The organism is Vibrio sp. Vb339 (genome assembly GCF_902751245.1).
Taxonomy (GTDB): domain Bacteria; phylum Pseudomonadota; class Gammaproteobacteria; order Enterobacterales; family Vibrionaceae; genus Vibrio; species Vibrio coralliirubri.
Map to the genome: position 1 here is coordinate 1,639,392 of NZ_CADDIS010000002.1, position 15,178 is coordinate 1,654,569.

At 41.6% G+C, this 15,178-nt stretch carries 10 protein-coding genes and 2 pseudogenes; 3 read left to right on the top strand and 9 right to left on the bottom strand.

Annotated features, from left to right (window positions below; genetic code table 11):
* Window positions 1-16: 16 nt before the first annotated feature.
* Window positions 17-490: a TetR/AcrR family transcriptional regulator gene (locus HRQ85_RS15890; protein WP_172380034.1), complete on the top strand. Its 474-nt coding sequence runs from the start codon at window positions 17-19 to the stop codon at window positions 488-490.
* Window positions 491-526: 36 nt separating this feature from the next.
* Window positions 527-781: pseudogene (locus HRQ85_RS15895) on the top strand (IS6 family transposase); the annotation flags it as partial.
* Window positions 782-939: 158 nt separating this feature from the next.
* On the opposite strand, the gene HRQ85_RS15900 reads toward HRQ85_RS15895, so the two are convergent.
* The 8 genes from HRQ85_RS15900 to HRQ85_RS15935 all read right to left on the bottom strand — a co-directional run bounded on the left by HRQ85_RS15900 (window position 940) and on the right by HRQ85_RS15935 (window position 13,118).
* Window positions 940-1,923: an ABC transporter ATP-binding protein gene (locus HRQ85_RS15900; RefSeq protein WP_172380035.1), complete on the bottom strand. Its 984-nt coding sequence runs from the start codon at window positions 1,921-1,923 to the stop codon at window positions 940-942.
* Entirely contained in the window at window positions 1,920-2,915 is a 996-nt protein-coding gene (locus HRQ85_RS15905; RefSeq protein WP_172380036.1) for an ABC transporter ATP-binding protein, read from the bottom strand. The genes HRQ85_RS15900 and HRQ85_RS15905 overlap by 4 nt, the downstream gene beginning before the upstream one ends.
* A gap of 2 nt (window positions 2,916-2,917) precedes the next feature.
* Window positions 2,918-3,802 carry an ABC transporter permease gene (locus tag HRQ85_RS15910; protein ID WP_172380037.1) on the bottom strand — a complete coding sequence of 295 codons (885 nt, stop codon included), beginning with the start codon at window positions 3,800-3,802 and terminating at the stop codon, window positions 2,918-2,920.
* 10 nt (window positions 3,803-3,812) lie between these two features.
* A complete protein-coding gene (locus tag HRQ85_RS15915) occupies window positions 3,813-4,766 on the bottom strand; it encodes an ABC transporter permease (RefSeq protein ID WP_172380038.1) in 954 nt (317 codons plus the stop codon).
* Between the two features lie 12 nt (window positions 4,767-4,778).
* Entirely contained in the window at window positions 4,779-6,536 is a 1,758-nt protein-coding gene (locus HRQ85_RS15920; protein WP_172380039.1) for an ABC transporter substrate-binding protein, read from the bottom strand.
* Between the two features lie 198 nt (window positions 6,537-6,734).
* Window positions 6,735-10,622, bottom strand: a complete 3,888-nt coding sequence (locus HRQ85_RS15925; RefSeq protein WP_172380040.1) for a zinc-dependent metalloprotease — start codon at window positions 10,620-10,622, stop codon at window positions 6,735-6,737.
* Window positions 10,623-10,746: 124 nt separating this feature from the next.
* Window positions 10,747-11,535, bottom strand: a complete 789-nt coding sequence (locus HRQ85_RS15930) for a hypothetical protein (protein ID WP_172380041.1) — start codon at window positions 11,533-11,535, stop codon at window positions 10,747-10,749.
* Between the two features lie 1,277 nt (window positions 11,536-12,812).
* On the bottom strand, window positions 12,813-13,118 hold the full coding sequence (locus HRQ85_RS15935; RefSeq protein WP_172380042.1) for a hypothetical protein: 306 nt from the start codon (window positions 13,116-13,118) through the stop codon (window positions 12,813-12,815).
* 91 nt (window positions 13,119-13,209) lie between these two features.
* Here HRQ85_RS15935 and HRQ85_RS15940 point away from each other — a divergent pair.
* A pseudogene (locus HRQ85_RS15940) lies at window positions 13,210-14,202 on the top strand (IS3 family transposase).
* A gap of 271 nt (window positions 14,203-14,473) precedes the next feature.
* Here the strand turns inward: HRQ85_RS15940 and HRQ85_RS15945 are convergent.
* A partial coding sequence (locus HRQ85_RS15945; protein ID WP_172380043.1) for an isocitrate lyase/PEP mutase family protein occupies window positions 14,474-15,178 on the bottom strand: 705 nt, incomplete at its 5' end.

Consider the following 15,178-nt stretch of genomic DNA (forward strand, 5'->3'; position numbering starts at 1 on the left):
GCAATAGAGATTAATAATGGCTCGAATTACCCAAGTACAGAAACTAGAAAACCAAAAGCACTACGATGAGATCGTACTAAGCCTTTTTCTAGCGGAAGGACACGAAGCACTAACTTATGCAAGGATTGCTCAGGAAATTGGCATTAGTTTAACGACGCTTCAGGGCTATTATCCATCGACTCGTGCTATCCGCTCCGTGTTACATCAACACATGCTGTCGATCATCATTAACAGTCAAGACTTTTCATCAGAAGAAGCGTTTATCCAATCATGGCAAACTGCTCTAGATGATGAGCAGTTCCGTTACGTGATTAAATTGATGTTCTTCCATGCGTCACAGGTTAAAAGCCCAGAAGAGTTCAATATCAGCTCAGATGGTGAGTTTCGAGACAAAATGTTTGATAGCTTCGGGACTGACTCCGTTCGGATTATTGAAACAGTCGTAGGGCGATCTATGTTATACCTCACTAACTTCGGTTTTGTAGGTTAATATTCGCCCAATTTCGACTCGACACTCTGAATTATAATGTTTAAAGGCTGCCACTTTCCCTCTGACGTTATTCTCGAAGCCGTCCGTTATGACCTCGCTTACAAACTTAGCTATCGCGAGATTGAAGATATCCAGAGGGAGCGTGGTGTGAATGTGGATCATGTAACGATTGATCGTTGGGTTATCAAATTTGCACCTGTCTTAGAACATAAAGCGAGAGCAAAGAAAAAGCCCGTCTCTACTTCGTGGCGCATGGATGAGACCTACGTCAAAGTGAAAGGAGAATGGCTCTGCCATGTCGCTATCAAAATTTGCGACAGAACCAAGTATGATTCGGCATGAAAACGGTAGTTTGTGTATGATTTTTGTTTGGCGACTAAAACCATATCACTTACTACCGTTTTTGTTTTTAGTTCCCGCTAATACGCGATGAACCAATTTAAAGGCGCTTACACTTTATTTTTATTATCTGTGTATAGATGGCAACGAACCATATGTTCACCGTCACAACTTGCTACAGGAATTTCCTGCGCACAATGTTCTGTTGCTTTAGGGCAACGCGTTCGGAAGGTACAACCAGATGGCGGAGACAACGCTGAAGGCACATCTCCTTCAAGCGAGATCGCCATTGACTTATGAGTTGGATCAGGTACTGGAATAGCAGACAAAAGTGCCTGAGTATATGGGTGCTTAGGGTTACTATACAGCTGCTCAGCGGGGGCTTTTTCAATAAGGCGACCAAGATACATCACACCAACTTCATCACAGATATGCTGTACAACTGCGAGGTCATGCGCGATAAACAAAAAAGAGATGCGATGTTTTTCTTGCAACTCAGCAATCAAATTTAAAACCTGAGCTTGCACTGATACATCCAGCGCCGAAACCGGTTCATCGGCTACAATAAACTTAGGCTCTAAAACCAATGCTCGAGCAATCCCGATACGTTGTCTTTGGCCGCCTGAGAATTCATGCGGATAACGGTTCAACACCTCTGGGCGCAAACCTACAATCTGCATAACCTCGGCAATTTTTGTTTCGCGCTCAGCAACCGTGCCTATCTTGTGGATGTCCAATGGCTCTCGCAGGATTTGGTGAATCGTCATGCGTGGGCTCAATGAAGCAAATGGGTCTTGGAAAATCATTTGCACATCTTTACGTAGGGCTTTAAGCTCCTTGACATTTAGGGTTGTGATATCTTGACCTTCTAGCTTAACCTGACCATGAGTTGGCTCAATTAGGCGCAATATGCAACGACCTAGGGTTGATTTACCACAACCAGATTCACCTACCAGCCCTAGGGTTTTTCCTTTATCGATGGTAAAGCTGACCTTATCTACCGCTTTACACACAGCGCGATTGCTCTTAAAAAAACTTTTCCCAACCACAAATTGTTTTTGTAGGTCATTGACCTCAAGTAGTGTTTCACTCATTGAGTAACCTCCAACGGTTCATTTGAATCAAGTGGATGATAGCAAGCTACTTTATGTTCACCTCTAGTGAGAGACGGCGACGCCTGATGACATGGCAGTGAAGCGCGATCACAACGGTCGACAAAGCGACACCCCTTTGGTAGATGGAATAAATCTGGCACCATACCCTCGATAGACGGTAAGCGAGAGAGTTTTTTATCCCGTACCACAGGGATAGACTCTAGCAGCCCTTTGGTATAAGGATGTTTAGGGTTAACAAAAATATCCGTCACCTTGCCTTGCTCTACGATCTGACCGCAGTACATCACCACCACACGCTCACAGGACTCGGCAACCACACCCAGATCATGGGTGACTAACACCACAGCCATCTGGAGCTCTTTTTGTAGGCGAACCATTTCGCGCATGACCTGTGCTTGTATGGTTACATCCAATGCGGTTGTCGGTTCATCGGCAAGCAGTAGCGATGGGTTGCATGACAATGCCATAGCAATCATTACACGCTGACGCATACCACCAGAAAGCTGATGAGGATACTCATCGATACGCTTTTCAGGAGATGGAATACCAACGATTTTTAGCATCTCAATCGCCTTATCTTTCGCTTGCGCCTTATTTAGCTTGGTGTGGTTGCGAATAACATCGACCATCTGAGTTTTTAGCTTAAGCACAGGGTTAAGGGCTGTCATCGGCTCTTGGAAGATCATAGATATCTCATTACCACGAAGCTTACGATAGGCTTTTTCATCCAGCCCTACCAGCTCTTGTCCCCTATACTGGACACTACCATGAACAATCTTTCCGGGAGGGCTTGGAATAAGCCCCATGATAGAAAGCGAACTCACAGACTTACCACAGCCTGACTCCCCAACGAGTGCCACAGTTTCACCAGGCAAGACCTCAAAGCTGATTTTATCAATCGCGATTACAGTTCCCTTGTCGGTTTTGAACTCAACAGTAAGCTCTTGGACTTTTAGTAATGGTTTAGTCATGCTTAAACTTTCCTTGGGTCAAGTGCATCTTGTAGTGAATCAGAGAAGAGATTAAAGGCCAGAACCAGTACAAATAGCATCCCTGATGCAGCAAAAAAGTTGCAAAAGTGACCTGCTGTCACCTCACTACTTGCTTCAGCAAGCATAAGCCCCCAACTGATACTATCTTTGACCCCCAAACCTAGGAAACTAAGGATTACTTCACTCTTAATCGCGGTAATAAATAGTAAGGTCATCTCAACTAACAAAATATGGGTGGTATTTGGCATTAAATGCTTAAACATTATTCGCCAACTTGACACCCCTAACGAGTGCGCAGCTTCGGTAAATTCCATATTTTTTAACTTGATAACCTCACCACGCACAACACGTGCAGTAGCAGTCCAAAATGTCGAGATCATCGCAATATGCATACTGTAAGCGTTGTCTTGCAGTGCTACGGCAATCGCCGCAACCAGCAAGTAGTATGGAATACAATCGATACTGTTAATCAACCACAAAATGAACTCATCAATCCAGCTACCTGATTTATAGCCCATAATACAGCCAGTAACCGCGCCTAACGAGGTAGCAAAAATGGCTACCAAAAGCCCAACTTCAAATGCAGTTTTAATACTATATATGGCACGTTGGAAGATATCCTGACCATTAATGGTGGTACCAAACCAATATTCACTGCTCGGGCCCATCTGCTCCATAGCCAGCAGCTCGTCCCATTGCTGAGCAATGACGCCACTCCATACCAGCACGGCAATAAACATATAGATAGCCACGACACTCAGGCTGATGAGACCAATCTTATCTTTACGAAACTTAACCAGCGCCTTAATCCATAAGGATTCACGCTTTCCCTTTGCTGGGATATGATTTTTTACTACTGTTGTCATTATGTCATTTCTATTTTAAGGAAATTCGCGGGTCGAATATTTTGTAGATAATATCTACGGTGCTGACGATCAAAATAAACAGCAAAGTAATCAACACAATTACTGCTTTTAATATTGGTAAGTCACCGGTAGTGGTTGCATCATAAGTAATCAATCCGACCCCTGGGATACCGAAATAGCTTTCTAGTAATAACGAGCCACCAATCATCACAAATGGAATCGAAAATACTATTCGGGTGATAATTGGGATCATGGCATTCTTTAATACGTGTTTAAATAAAATGCTCGTCGAGGAATGACCAAACGCCTTGGCGGTGCGAATATGGTCGCGGTTGGTTTCTTCAACCAAGATTGCACGATAAAAACGCGTCGTATACCCCACCGCTACGAACACAGAACACAAGGTTGGAACTGTAACGTAATACAGATAATCCTGTAGATTAGAAACGTCCCATCCGTATACAGGAAACATATTCAAGCCATAGCTAGAACAAAACACTAACTGCAATGCAATGATGACAATAAGATAAGAAATGCTCATCCCGACCACAGAAGAAGACATGACCAACTTATCAATCCAGCTTCCACGATTCTTAGCAGCAAACAATCCCAGTCCAATCGAAATAATGTGACCAAGCACGAAGCCTGGCAACCCTAACATGATTGAAATTGGAATGGTGCGCTTAAGTATTTTGATCACCTCTTCGCCACTTGAATCTGAGTAACCAAAATCGAAAGTAAAGATTTGATGGAGATAATGTAGATAACGAGTGGTAAAAGGCTGATCGTAGCCCAGTTGATGACGCACCTCTGCGATCTGTTCCAAAGATGGGTTACGGCCGAGCAAATCATAGGTTTTATCTGGGGCAAAGTAGACCATAAGGATAAAACTGATCAGAGTAACACCAAATAATAGCGGTACACTGTAGATAAGCTTTCGTAAGCAATACTTCAACGTTTCCATTACATTAGCTCCTTACTGAATATCAACGTATTTGAAGTAGTTTCCAAGAATATTGCGCTCTGGCCACATAATGGCGTTTTTGTGCCATAGACTCACACTTGTGCGAGAGAAACCTGAAATACTGACACAATCATTAATGAGGATCTGGTTCATTTGCTGATATATAGCGCTGCGCTTAGCACTAGGCTGCATTTCTGATGCCTTTTCATACAGTGCGTCGTATTTTGGGTTAGCGTAGTTCGCAGAATTTGAGCCTGGCGAGCGATTTGGGCCATAGAATAGCTGTAGAGTATTTTGTGCATCTGGGTAGTCTAAGCCCCACGCCATAGGGATAATTTGAGTCTGACTGTTATTAATATCGCGAGAAAAATCGCCAAAGGTAGCGTAGGCTTTAAACTTAACCTTGTTTTTTGGGTAACCAATCTTAATCAGGTTACCACGGAACTGCTCAAAGAATTGCTTAGCAAGCACACTTGAGACTGAAGGATAAGTAAGTACTGGCAGCGTCTTTGCGTTCCAACCATTGTCTTTCAGTAGCTTCTGTGCACCGGCAATATCTTGTGTAATAGAATCAGTGTCGATATTAGGATCGTAGCCATCGGTACCTGGAATGATATGTCCAGGGAAAGCGTGCCCCATACCTAGATAGAAGCGCGAGATGCGTCTTGGCCAGTCAAATGATTTGATAATAGCACAGCGTAGTGCTTTGTTTTGGGCATTGGTTTTGGGGTTATCAGAATGCCCAAAATAATCATCATCAAAGTTAAAGCTATTATGGACATAACCAAGCTCTGTTGATACATGAAAGTTATATTTTTCAGCATACTCAGGGCGGAGCTTAACCGGATCGCGCGACTCAAGTACTTCGTCTAGCATGTCGTTGTGTAGCGTAGTGTTTACAATTTCGTTACCCTTAGTGAACGAGTTCCAACGTGCTGAACTTTGTTTAATCCAATTAGCTTCGACTCGGTCTACGATAGGCAACTTTTTGCCTTGCAGTTCTTTAAGACCAGTAATTCCGTGTATTGCAGGGTCATAGCCTTCTTTTGCTAAGTCGAAGGTTTCATCGCGGTATTGCTCATTACGCACTAAGATAGTCTTGGTGTTGTTGTGAGACACCAGTTTAAATGGACCACTGCCAACCGGATGAGTTGCAAACTCACGCCCGTATTTTTCAACCGCTTCTTTCGGTACAATTGCAGAAAATGCCATGGCTAGGGTATAAGTTAACTGCGGATAAGGCATGGCGAGTTTTATCTGGATAGTGTAGTCATCTAGCGCTTTTACGCCTTCAATAACTTGGCTATAATTCGCACCGTTTTTCTTCCATTCTTTCATACCCACCAATTTATCGGCCCATAACCAAGCCCCTTGTGAGCGACTTTTCGGATCAAAGTGGCGTTTAATCGAGTAGACAAAATCGCTTGCGTGTACTTCGCGACCTTTGCCGTTAACAAATGAAGCATCGTCGATAAAGTGAACCCCCGGCTTAATCTTGATAGTATAGGTTAAGCCATCTTCTGAAACCTTTGGCATTGCCGTCGCAAGGTTAGGTTTTAACTCATAAGGACGTTTTAGGTATTTGTATTCATACAGTGTGTCATACACAGCAGTTACAATAGTGTTGCTGTAACCGGTTGATGACTGTGCGGGGTCAAAGGTGGTTGGTGTGCCGCTATCAGAAAACTTAAATGTTTTCACCTCGACTGAGTGCGCACTGAAAGTAGCCACAAGCAGCAGTACTAACAGGGAGTGAATATATTTTTTCATAATATTAATTTCACTATTTTGGGTTGTATTTATGTAATATTAAACTTGCAATCTGTACGATTAATTCGTTTTTCAAAGCCAACGAATAGGACAAACTACTTATTTAAGAGGCGTATAAAGTTATTTGGATTTAGATAAGGCTATTGGTTTAGTACGGTGGGAGAGTTATCTCCCACCGTTCATATATTTAAATTTAAACTAAAGAACCGGCAATTGTCCCAACACAAATTTTGTATGTTGCAATCTGTCTCGCAGAAGTTCCTTATACTTTTCACTGCTTGTATCAGTTTTATCTGCAAGTCGTGTATTAATTTTCGTAACTTCACTAGCTAGGCTGAACGCTAGGATATTTTCATCAGTAATGATGTAATCTTTGCCCTTGATCGTTGTAGTGAGACCATTAACGTTGTCCGTTGACGGGTGAACACCAACAAACTCTCGAATTAGACGAGCCTTTTCTTGACCACGGCTGTCACTATCAGTTGAGTAAAGGACAATTTGGTTCATTAATGCACCAAACAAGTTTGTTTCGCCCTTAGTCACGCCAGCATTTTCATCGAAACCAAATGATTCAACACTGCGAGTCAATGCAGGTGATAGTCCTTCGATGTACTGCTTCGAAGTATCCTCATAGTAAGGATAAATATCGTCGATGCTATTAATACCATTCCAAGGAGTACCATCTGACATTTGCATGGTTTCATAGTCATACCCTGAAGGAACTGGCACCTCTGATTTAACCAATTTTTGAATGGCTAGCTGGTTACACACCGACTCGGTATTAACTAGATCTGATATTGCACTGTTCGCCCCACCAGTTGCCATTCGACACAGAACGCTTTTGAAAATACGATTGATAGGGCCGTAATCCACTAGTGCTGCATAAGTGAGAGTATCGCTGTATCGGGACGTATGGCGAGTAACTAACTGCTGCATTGCTATTAAGCGATCTGGCCAAATACCAAGTACGTCTCTCTCGTTGGAGTATGGGTGCTGTGGATCAGATATCTTCGCTTTTGCTGAGTTTAAACGACAACCAACAACTTTAATTACCGGAGTTTCTGAAGCGCGGAGTTGCTCTTCATTGCGACCGGTATATAGCAATTGAAATGCGATTTCATCAAACCATTTTGGAGCATCGGCGTATTGGGTGATAACCTGCCCCATATTTAGTTGCTCATCTTTCGTTAGGCGTGTTTTATCAAATGAACCATCATAAACACCATTGGCGTACATGTGCTCGATACTGTCTAAAGAGTACTCCAATGGAGTCGTTAGAAGTAGCTCTCCGGATTCATTATTTCTGAAATTGATCAATACCCTCGCATTTGGCTGAGTTAGAACCTGCAAAAAGAATTTGGTAACGCGATCTTTTGCGCTGACTCGAGTACAGTACCATCTGGTTGGCGAGTTATAACACCCCTTGTCAAAGGAGTTCTCATTCCAACCCATGCGTTTTTCTAAGCCGGCTGTATCTTCAATTACTTCATGCATTCTATCGAACTCGTTGATACGATCTGGGATGTAGGAATGATAGTCGTCTGTGTGGAAGGCGCGGCGCTCATTACGTAGGTTGCGAGATTCGTAGCTGTTTAGATAACGCTCGATATAGTATTGGCTAATTTGGTCAATATCGAAGCCAACGTCAAACTTATTACAGTTACTATTTAAGGAAACATTTCCGTCAGTACAATATTTCATACCAATGAAATTGCTCCATCTATTACTTGAATCTTGTGGATTCAAGTCTGTAACCTCACTTGCGATTTTCTCGCTTAGTAGCTTAACAGAGCCGAGACGAGTAGCGCCGTTATCTTCATCTTTCGCCCACTCAGCACGGCGTGCTTCATCAAACTCTTTCAGTGAGTGCCAATACTTAGGATTGTTCCAATCGTCTAAGCTTGCTCTATTGTCCTGAGCTTCACGCTTGTAACCAAATCGAATTGCTGCCAAATCATAAGGCCCGAAGCCCATTCCCATCATGTCTACGCCGTATTCCATAGTTGATGTTGAGTCTGTAGAAAGGCTAGCATTTGGATAACCAGCGTCACTCAATTTGGCTTTCTGCTTTGCAATATCTTCTTGGCTAAAGAAGTGTTCTTGATCAAGACTTCCTTTGAAGTTGTGACGAAGACCGATGCTGTGTCCAAACTCGTGAATAATGGTTCCAATAAAACCAACGCCTGCAGTTTTCTGTACCATGCTGCTACGCAAAGATTTTGAAAGCTGATTGTTTTTTTTCAGTCTTGAGCCAACAACACCATTCACCCATAGTTCAGGGTTCTTCCAATCGATAGTAAACCCTTTTACCCCCCGAGGCAGAGATCGCATACCACCACCCAAACTAGCAGCATCAGCAACTAACATGTTGTTTTCAGAAAGGTATCGAAGTTTTTCTCTGTAAAGCTTTATTAAATCATGATTACGTTTAGCTCTTTCATCCGGAGTTGGGTTTACTAGCGGCTGAGCAACGCTGTCGGATAGCACAGTTAATGAAGCCGGTGTAACAGGTTTCTGTTTATTTCGAAGTATCTCTTGTAGAAGTGGGAAACCGTCGTCCCAAGTCTCTAACTGAGTTTTGCTTTGGGCATTATCTACCAACTTTTTCTGTGTCGGGCGCGCCTTAGTTTCGTCTAAATATTTTAAGTAAGATGCGGTTTGAGCTACGGTCTTAGAACTAGACTCGGAGTCATCTTTTGGAATCTCTGGTGGAATGCTATTTGTGGTGAAGCTGGTAACACCAGGAAGTTCTTGTGGCTTGCCATTTAGAGGGTATTGATCAATGTCTAAGATTTCTTTCACTTTGTCAGCATTCATTCGACCAAAATTGTAGTCGTTTACGATGACATTATACTGGGAATATGCATTGCCTAGGAAGTTGCCACTGAATTGGTTAAAGCCACCACTTACAATTTCACCTGTGAGCGGATCAGAACTAAGATTCGCAACGCCTAATAGACCATTGTCTAGCGGTTGGTCGAATAAGCGAAGATAGTTGTAACGTAGATCACCATAGCGTTTGTTATAGGCTTGCTCAAACTTAATCTCTGGTAAGCCTGTCTCATACATGCGGTTTTGAACATTGATGATCGTTTCAGCTTCTTTTGCTGCTGCTAGAAAAATAGCGTTCTTTTCATCCCAGAAACTATTCGACAAGTAGTAAGTTAAGGACCCCTTATCAGGGTTGAAACGACGAAGGTACGTGCGTTTTGTGCCGTCAGCGTTGCTTAAATTTTCATTGCTTCGATATGTTTTACTGTGGGAGAAGTAGCCGTATAAGTTGGTATCACCTTCTTGGTAAGGGATCGCTTTGTAGTTAGGCGATACAATTTTATCGCGTGCAACAATCGAGAAGTATTGGGTAGTTGTGAAGCTCAATTTGTCCACGTCCCAACCTGAACTATATCTTGAAATACAGTTTATAGATGGCACTGTATAGGTCGATTTAATCTCGAAGTTGATAACGCCATTGTTCAAATCCAAAAGATAACCTTTCCACTTTTGGCTTTCATCTGTTGCTAACACTTTGCTGTCGACAGAAACGGAACAGTTCCTGTCAAACAAGTTGGTAAATGTTTGCTCTGCAATGCTAACTTTTGAGAAGTCAGGAACAAAGTAGCGTTTTTTATCCCATGTTAGAGCGTCACTGTCGTCAACTTCTTCTTTATTGGTGCATTTATCATAACTGTCTTCCTTACATTTATAGTCGACGTAATCACCACCGATAGTCAAAATTGGAATGAGATTGTTGTCCGTATTAAATCGTCCTTCATGACCTTCGCCAATAACGTCACCGTCAATTTGTGCAACTTGAATCCCGTTCTCGGTCTTAATGAGTTTTACTAATTTAGTGTCATCAACTCCGCCGCCTATGCCCATTTTTCCGCCGACAGTAGTTAGATAGCGAGGAGTCTCCCCCATCATCCGTCGATATAGAAAGGTTTCGTTAGATAAATTATCAATATCAGAAGTTGATAGCTCATAAGGAGAGCGCTCTACTACTTTATAGGGCTCATCTTTTGGCCCACAACCAGCCAGTCCAACGGCAACTACCAATGCACCAGTACAATAAAATTTTTTCTTCATCGTTGTGACATCCTGTTAGTATTTTCTTTAAAAGACAAACAGCACGACTCACACCGCGAGCAGTCAAAATGAGTCGAGTACAGCCTGTCAATGCTTCTCTCATGTGAAACTGAGCGCTATAAGACTAAAAGCTATAACTAAAAGTAAGGTAATAGTGAGGGTCTTTGTCATCAAACAATCCTGAGATTGGATTCGGACCTCTGTCTGGGTTGTAGAACTGGGCGTTATTGGAATAACCAATTCCGACGTAAAGATCATCGTTGATGTCATATCCCAGTTCTTCTGAGTGGCTAATACTTGGGTACAAAGTATCCCCCTTATAAGTCACGTAGTGACTGTTTAATGCGCTAAAAGTAAAGGTCAATTGATCTATGATTTGATAGCTGCTAGACAGACCTAGGCTAAACATGTATTCAGTTAAATTGGTATTGCCAGCGGTCTTATATTTGTTAAAGTATTTGGTAATAGACGGGGTAAAAACTAAATCTAGATCATCAACATATCTGTCTACATCTATATCCAAAGGAGTCGCTAGAATGACACCTAAATAAAGGTGCGTATCTTGCGCATACTGTGTTGTAGGCAACAGAATATTACCTTTTAGGTCAATATTCGCAAAGTCTCCGAGTTTATAGATATCTGAAAACTTGCTGTAAAGATAAGTAGGAGATACACACCAATAGTCTTTCGTATGTGTCGAGCAATATCTCGTATCTAAGTAGTACTCGCCTGTAATTACACCTGCGCTGAAGTCGTCCGTAAACTCGTAACCGACTTTCAAGTCAATGTCGACTTGTGGCTCGCTTCTGTAGTCGTCTACCCAATTGTCCCTATAAGTTGTTGCTATGTAACCCGTCCAGTTAGAATTCTCCTTGTTTGATTCATCAGATTCTGTCGCGAAAGAAGCTGACATAAATGAAACAAAAATTGCAGCAACAGCGTTAGCTTTCCATATAAAACTAGAATCTTTCAAGCTCATCTCTCCATAGGTGTTGTTTCATTCTTTACTAATACCCTGATGTCGCATTGAGGGGGAAGGTATTGCGCTTTGTGTAACAGAGGACCTAGTTTCGAATAGGCATATAGCTTTAAAAAGTGAACTGACTTTAAATCAGATTGTCTATTGTTTAATATTCCCAACGACTCTAGACCTTGGAGGCGTAACCTAAGCCGTTTACGAACTTTAAAACCATCGATAACCACTCTTACTTCTTTATCGGAGTAGTAAGCTGGATCAATAGAATAGATTGTGTCGAAGGCTGAGCTTTAAAAACTCATAAACTGTTTAATAATTGCGTTTGTGGGATAAATAAAAATCGAACAACTTTCCTTTACCTAGAGTTTATTAAACTACCACTAAGGATCTGACAGCATGGACTGATTTTTACGTAACTTCTGCGTATATTCGATGAACCAACGATAAATGGTAGAGCAGTTTATTTATAGAGATACCACGTTCATCCAACGCCACATGCTTATTCTTATCAAGTATGCTCTTTAATACCCTTCCATGTATTTTCATCTAACCATCCTTGATATTCATCTGTATTGACTTTGGATATAAACACTTTGTCATTGTTGTCAAGATATGAGGTCAACTTACCAACTACTTGAGATGCCGATAACGATGTAGATATCAGCCATGTTGACTCCATTATATGATTCTATCCCCCAAAACTTCGTATCACTGAATAAATTTTTCGTACTTACGTCCAGAATTATTTAAGATATAACTAATAGAATATATTACCATTTCACATTTCCTATACGATACTAATCTAAACAAAGCTCTTCTTAATCAAAGGCCCAAACCACACCATATATTCACACATAAATTTATCATGAAAAAGCGCATCATTATAACGGATGCGGTATTTACAATACCGACAAGTAATCCAAATAGTAATGACTATCTGACAACAAAATTAAAAAGTCATTTACCACTGTTACATAAACATTACATCAACAGCTTTGTTTTTCCATTACCAATTATGAAAAATAACATTTACAAAATAAAACTAACAAAATAGCAGCATTCTGAGTATATTGAAGTTGATCGTCAGATCGCCGCGTTAATTGTGTTTGTTATCTTAACAGGCTCCCGCCTATTTGTTTTTTACGCCGTCCCCACGGCGTTTTTTTGTAAAAATTGGTTATTTAAAACGATTTAAACCCTCGAAAAAATATGTATCAATATTGATAATCGATTAGCGAAAAATGATTGTCCAGCTTAGCGATTTGTATATCTTGTTTGTCTAGACGTTTTTCCATCTCCGTCCGTAGCGAATCAATACTAGCTTCTATTCTAGAGTCTAGTTGTTGAACCTCGACTTTTAACTCTTCACGTGTAGCAAGGCCTTCAAATCGTTTATTAGTCGTTTTGATTTCTTCTTGAACCGCTTGGACTTCTTCATGCGTGGCGTTATGCTGTGCCTGATCAAACAATAGTTTGAGTAGGTCTTTCTGTGTGATTTGGTCGTTGTTATGTTCTGACATAAATACCTCGATATTCTCGACAAGTGTAGTGGTCTAATGATCCCGGACACCAAATTAGGTGGTAAAGTCTCCACCATAAATGAGGTGTTCAATGACAAAACGACAACGACGTACATTTTCAGCTGAGTTCAAACTAGATGCTGCAAGTTTGGTTCTTGACCAAGAGTATTCCATACCTGAAGCAGCTAACTCTATGGGCGTAGGTGAAACAGCTTTACGGCGATGGGTCGACCAACTCAAAGTTGAGAGAGATGGAGTGACTCCAGTAACTAAAGCCCTCACGCCTGAGCAAAAGAAAATCCAAGAGTTAGAAGCCCGGATTAACCGGTCAGAACGAGAGAAGTCCATATTAAAAAAAGGCCACCGCTCTCTTAATGTCAGACGAACTCGAACGTTCTCGTTAATAGACAAGTTGAGGGAGCATGAATCGGTCAAAATGCTTTGCGAGCTGTTCAACGTAGCTTCGTCTTGTTATTACAAGTTTAAGCAACGCAAGCCGGATGCCAATCGTATTCGTCTAGCTAGCCAAATTAAAGAACTCTTCAACATGAGTCGAGGCTCTGCTGGCAGTCGTACTCTTGTCTCAATGCTGAGCGCATAAGGCATAAAAGCCGGGCGATTTAAGGTTCGCCAGATAATGCGTGAAGCTGATTTAATGAGTAAACAGCCAGGTTCACATCGATATAGACATGCAAAAGTAGAGAGGTTAGGCATTCCAAATCTACTGGAGCGTGAGTTTTCTGTGAGTACTCCTAATCGTATTTGGTGTGGCGATATTACTTATATTTGGTCAGGTTCGAAGTGGAGCTATTTAGCGGTAGTGCTTGACCTATTTAGCCGACGCGTTGTGGGGTGGTCTTTATCCGATAAGCCTGATACCGAATTAGTCTCTAAAGCTTTGGACATGGCCTGGGAGCAAAGAGGATGTCCGAAGAACGTGATGTTCCATTCAGATCAAGCTAAGAAAGACATCAGCCATTGCCTGATGATTTACTACAATCGGCAACGGCCTCATCAAGCAAATGATGGGCTGTCGCCAGTGAATGCTGAAAATCGGCTTAAGTCAGTGTCCGGAATTTGTTGACCACTACATGTGGCATTTTATACATATTTAACTTTCTTGTTGTTGACACTCCTTAGAGGTGATGCAAATCTTTTAGCCCCAAGTTAAGAGGAATAGAAAATGAGCAATTAATAGACGCATTTGTGTAAAAATTGATTTAGTAGACACCTTTCTTGGGGCCTACCGTACGTTTTCGTTCCTTTGGACCTCAAACCTCGTAACGGAGCAAACCCTTGTTAGCGATGATCGCACTGAGAGTGTTTCAGTCAGAACTGGTTGAAACGAATATGAGCTAGATGAACAATGTATCAAAAGATTGCTCTCTTTTGATTGAGGCCAAGATAGAGGATAGAGAGGCAAGCATTGATTCATGTACAAAATTACCCATGCTTATGCGTTTTACACCGAGAGTTTTCAGTTCTGAAAAACGAGGTAATCCCGGTAGACACATCACATTTATCGGTAGTGGCGTGCTATCGACAACTGATTTTATATCGTCTTTTTTATTAATACAGGGTAGAAAAATGCCATCTGCGCCCGCTTGTTGATATTTATTAATTCTCTCAATACTAGTTGCAAGAGGATTTTCAACATTAAGTAAGAACACGTCACTTCTGACATTAATAAAAGTATCAAGACTTGCTTCGCGAATGCATTCTTTAACTTTTTCTATTGTTTTACCGAATAGGGAGCTGTCACGCAAGCTTCTTTCACCGTCTACCACGACACTGTCTTCTATGTTGACTCCAACAACTCCAACTTTAACTAATTCAATAATATTCTTTGCTATAATTTCAGGCGTATCTCCGTAGCCAGATTCAAGATCTACGGTCAAAGGCAGTTCTGTAGACTTAACAATTGCTTTTACAATCGACAAAAGGTCTTTGAAACGGATATTTTCTCCATCTTCCTTCCCAAGGCTATTAGCAATAGCCGCGCTAGAAGTACCAAGGACAGAAAAACCGACACTCTCGGCGATCTTCGCGCTTGGTACATC